This window comes from Rhizobium sp. PDO1-076 (assembly GCF_000247475.1).
Taxonomy (GTDB): Bacteria; Pseudomonadota; Alphaproteobacteria; order Rhizobiales; family Rhizobiaceae; genus Allorhizobium.
The window spans coordinates 1-4,673 of record NZ_AHZC01000142.1 but is presented as its reverse complement, the minus strand read 5'-3'; the positions used below and the strand labels follow the sequence as shown (position 1 = coordinate 4,673).

At 53.4% G+C, this 4,673-nt stretch carries 4 protein-coding genes; 1 reads left to right on the top strand and 3 read right to left on the bottom strand.

Annotated elements, in window-relative coordinates:
• On the top strand, positions 1–282 hold a 282-nt coding region (locus PDO_RS28270), incomplete at its 5' end, for a hypothetical protein (RefSeq protein WP_160167029.1).
• Here PDO_RS28270 and PDO_RS10005 read toward each other — a convergent pair.
• From PDO_RS10005 to PDO_RS09995, 3 genes are all read right to left on the bottom strand, one after another.
• Positions 266–1,507, bottom strand: a complete 1,242-nt coding sequence (locus PDO_RS10005; RefSeq protein ID WP_007601257.1) for a glycosyltransferase — start codon at positions 1,505–1,507, stop codon at positions 266–268. The two genes, PDO_RS28270 and PDO_RS10005, sit on opposite strands and share 17 nt — an antisense overlap.
• Positions 1,508–1,745: 238 nt before the next feature.
• Entirely contained in the window at positions 1,746–2,822 is a 1,077-nt protein-coding gene (locus PDO_RS10000) for a methyltransferase domain-containing protein (protein WP_007601255.1), read from the bottom strand.
• Positions 2,823–3,104: 282 nt separating this feature from the next.
• Positions 3,105–4,115: a glycosyltransferase gene (locus PDO_RS09995; protein ID WP_007601254.1), complete on the bottom strand. Its 1,011-nt coding sequence runs from the start codon at positions 4,113–4,115 to the stop codon at positions 3,105–3,107.
• Positions 4,116–4,673: the final 558 nt, after the last annotated feature.

Below are 4,673 nucleotides of genomic sequence, written 5' to 3'. Positions count from 1 at the left end.
CGCATCACTCAAAATGGGCTGGTCAACAATCCACTATGCCATTTGTATGTGGCATTTTTGCAGCCCAGCGTTGGCAACGGCGCAATGCGCGATTCCATTGAATTTTCCGATGTGACTCTAGAATATTTCTCTTTACTAAATTTTATCACTCCCCAAGCCGCCACAGATCAGGAGGCCACCATTCAATATGTCACCCATACCGGATCAGAAAGGCGGGAAAACAAAACTTGGTGGCTTGGCACGACGATATCCCGACATCGCGCGCTCACGACACGGGCTTGATGTCGGGGGCACGATAACCGTTTGCGACTATTCTGGCATTTTCAGAAGACAGCCCAGCGAGCTCAAATACGCGTGAAAGCTGGGCTGCCATGTGCCTCAAACCATACTGATCAATCAGCCGTTCTCTCGCCGACGCGAGTGTTCGTTCCGCCAGCGCTCTGTCCGCGAGGATCTGCGGTAGCATCCTGGCCCATTGGTCGTCGTCAACTCGTACCGCCGCGCCATTCTGGCTACAATTCTGATAGATGAGGTGGTCCGAGACTATGGTCGGAATGCCTGCCGCTGAATACTCCACCCATTTTGTATCGGTCTTGGCGTCGTTGAATCGCCCGGACCTAAGCGGTGCGAGCCCCCAATCCCAGCGCATCGCAGCGAGTTGCAGCAAGAAGCCATCGTAGTTGCCGACAGCCGGAACATGCTCAACGCGCGCACCAAACTCGCCCAACTCCGGTGGCGGTCTCAATGAGCCGAAGACTGTGAAATGCAGATCCGGGTTGGCGGTTAAACTGGATATTACTCCAGGTAAGGCAAGTTGGAGATCCGCAGCATGACTGGACGAAGCCATATAGCCAAAGCGAGGTCCGCTACGCGTGACTGAGCACTCATGGCAAATTGGATCACTAGCGCTAGCAATCTCTCCTATGAAAATTCCAGCCGGAAGTTGGGCGTGGTCCCGCAGCTGTGCAGCGAGCTGCAACGTGGACGCATAAACCGTGTCCGCTCGTTCAAGGAGCGTTTGAATCGCACGTTGACGTGCAGGCGCACCGTACTTCTTCGCCTTCTCCACGCCCGCATCGAGGGGAACCTCAAAGAGGTTATCGTCGATGTGATAAACGAGCGGCACCCGTTTTATGGCCGCCATTTCCGCAATGGCCTCGGCGAGCGAACCGCCATAACGACTCACAAACACCAAATCCGGCGACGCCTGTTGCCAAGCATCAGCGAGGACCTGACGGGCAGAACGGCCTGATGTCACGGCGAGTCGCTCGTCCTCCTCAGTCAAAATAACCATTCGCACTTCGCCGGCCGTCACGGCTGCGTGCGTAGGTCGAAGAAGGTTGATCTGAAGGGTCGCCCCAACGGTGTCAGCAACCACCAGAAATCGGAGTTTTGCCGCAGCGGGATCGGCAGGCCCAAGCAATCGCCCAACATGCGAGGACGATGGTTGATGCCGTTTAGTCAGGAACACCAGCCGTGTCAGCGAGGCCTCTATCCAACGCACCATGATTACTTGCCCTCAAAACTGATGCTGCACATCGTAGTGTGCCAAAATCTAACCCTACCAACAATCGCGAGCGAGAACGGCCACCGTCTATGGAGCTCCGGGCGCGCGAGTTCGATGGCAAGGGCAGCATGATCGGGCCGGTTTTCCGGCCATGATTTCGCAAAGCCAGGGAGCCCGATGAACAGCCCAACAACGGCTTGAAAAACCGAAATTGGCCGGCAAACAAAGGAACCTGTTTTCAATTGGATCCCACCGTCTGATCGCGCCACAATACCCAGCCAAAGTCCTTGTTGTTAGGCGAGGTACTCAGGAAGAAATGAGAAAATAATCCTCTTTCGATCGCCATACGGGCAAGCTGACGGAAGCCGCTTGGCGTGTAGTAGTGGGCGTGGATGGAATAATTTCGAGCGGCCAGATCATCCGGCGTGTTGTAAGGTGCGGTGTAGTGGCACCACTTTTCGTATTTTTCCGGCGTCAGCGACCAGTTTTGCGATTCGTACTCTGAGATCCAGTCGCTCGGCGTGCTGGCCGGCTGACGGAGGTCGAAACAGTACCGCAAATCAGGAACAACACCGACTACGACGCCTGTCCGCTTTAGTTTGCTTGACCAGTTTGCTAAGACACCAAGGGGATTCATCAGGTGTTCGAACACATGGTTCGAAAAAATAAAATCTAGACTGTCTGCTTCACAGCATTCAATGCGTTGAGCATCTCCTATGATGTAACGCGCCCAAAGCTCCTGCTTTTCTGGAGTAATCTCAATGTGCTTTCCGTAATTGCGCAACCATTCGTCAATAGGTAGGGCTTCCACGTATCGGACATCAACGTTATGCCCCGGTTTCACAAAGGGGTTGCTGCCTGGGCCGACCTCAACACCGGTACCCTGTAGGTAGCTACGTGCGGCTGCACGCGGGTCAAAAACCGGCCCTGACTTCAACTCGAGAGCTTCGCTGCCCGAATTGCTGATTTCAAGACTATACCCCTGGACATACCCGATCCAACTTGGCCATGTCAGCAGGATTGAGCCATTTGGATCGACGGTTGCAACCGAAGCCGAAAACCGACCATCCAGGGAGCAAACCACAATCTTGATAGACGAATGGGCAATTTCGTTCCCCCGGACACTCCACCCCAGGTCGCGAGGGAAGGTCTCCATGACAACAAATTCGTCGGCCCGATTCAGCCTCAATCTGGCGCCTGGATGTAATAAAACACCACAAGACCACTGTGGTTTATCATACCGGAATGTTTCAACGTTCCCGTCGAGAACTTCCATACAGCGATCGTTGCGTTTGACGATATCGAAAAGATTCACGGGAATTACTCAGCTTCTAGAAGAGGGCCTTAACGGTCGAAATTTGTCGCCACTTACATGAACGCCCCTTTTTTTCACAAAGGCATCGCTGGCCGAATGCAATCGGTGCAACCTACCCTCTCCAACTGACCTAGTGCTGCATGAGAACAGATCCGCGCATTGGCGTCACACGCAACGCCGGAAAAAATGGCGCATCATGAGCACCTCAACTGGTGGCTTGAATGGCTGGCCGAGGCGCCGGGACAGCTATTTGCCACCCAACACCTCAGCACAATACGGAGCTTAGCGGAAAAGACGACGTTTCAACGAGCGCAATGTTCCAATGACTCCACTGCTCGCCGCGTGTGCGACAGACGCCGCCGGCCCCTTTGCCTTTGCCAGATTTGCTTCATACGCCTTAACCGCAGCCGACCGCTCCCGCGCCGCTTGGAATACCGCTTTGTGTTTCACGAACCCAGCAGCTGCATCGATCGCTTCGTAACGCTTCACCTGCTCAGGAGTTACAGCCGTTACTGGCCCCGCTCCAGCATCCTTCAATTCTTGTAGGATCGACGGACGGACGTATCCTAGTCTAACCTCATCCTCGATCTGGCTCAGCTTCATTGAACCGTTCTCGAGCATAATCCGGACTTCTTCCAAAAACAGATAGCCCGTTGGATTATTAACGTACACCCAAGGCTGCGTGTTCATGTCGGTCCAATGTATCAGTCCGGTCTTTCCAGCCTCGTAGTACTCGAGGCTATTCCATTCGAAAGGCACGCCATAGCTGATCTCCGACTCATCTAGAATGCACATGTCGTAGAGCAAGTCCTGATAGGTATACTTCCCATCAAGGCCTTCGATGATCTTGACAGGATCCCAATCTGACAGGGCCTCGCAATCGAGCAGCATAACTGAGCATTGCTTCACGCGCTTCTTCAATGCACCTGGCTTGTCTTGCTTTTGCGCCTGATCAGGCAATTCCTCCTGGATAATTATCTTGGCGGAATTGAAGGGTAGATTCCACAACTCACGAAAGTCGCGAAAAACGAGCATATCGGCATCAAGATAGATGGCGCGCCCCTTGTATCCCATCAATTGTGGGATCGCGAACCGCGTAAATGAGAACCCGGTACGTTTTCCTTGTCGTACGTCCTTTGGGTCGGGCAGGACCACATCGTCCATAGATCTTAACTTGATATTCATGCTGGTGTGGCGCCTGATAGAATGCTCCAGAACCGGGACAGCGAGAAGCTGTGATCGGTCGGCGCCTACAAATATGTAGGCGATATCGCTGTCATTCTCGTTCGTCATACGTGTCTCCGTTTCAATCTTAGTATATGCCGTGCGCATGAGGTTAGGCTTGGTTCTAAGCACCTTTCCGAACGTAGGCAAGATATTCGCTGTCCCGTAACCAAGCGACCTGCGGGATCGGCGCCTTGAATCGGGAAGTCCGGACAGCCCGCAACGGAGGTGGCTCGTGAAACATTCCATCTGGACAGGCAGCGTTTTTGCCTGATTTTCCCGTGGCCGGCCACGGGATAGACCTTAGCGGGACCAAAGGGTCGAAATTGTTACCCTGCTTGCAAGAATGTGGCCCTTGCAGTGATCAGGGCGAACCGTCAATCACGCGGCTTACGCCACCTGCCGACGGGTTCGGCCGTCAAAATCTCAAAGGCTTAAGGCTGATTCACACGTTCACTCATCGGATTTCCCGCATGATTCTTTCAAAAAAAGCCGCCGATCAGCAGCCCGAAATAAACGTGGAATAGCCTACTCGCTCACCTCGCTTTATTGTTAGAGTGCGCTTTAGTAGAGTATAGTTTAATTCGTCAGTGTCGTGTCTCTGAATGGAGAGTGTTGACATGGATT

Coding starts and splice junctions, on each gene's coding strand:
- PDO_RS09995 (WP_007601254.1), bottom strand. CDS start 4,115: ATGACGAACGAGAATGACAGCGATATCGCCTACATATTTGTAGGCGCC.
- PDO_RS10005 (WP_007601257.1), bottom strand. CDS start 1,507: ATGGTGCGTTGGATAGAGGCCTCGCTGACACGGCTGGTGTTCCTGACT.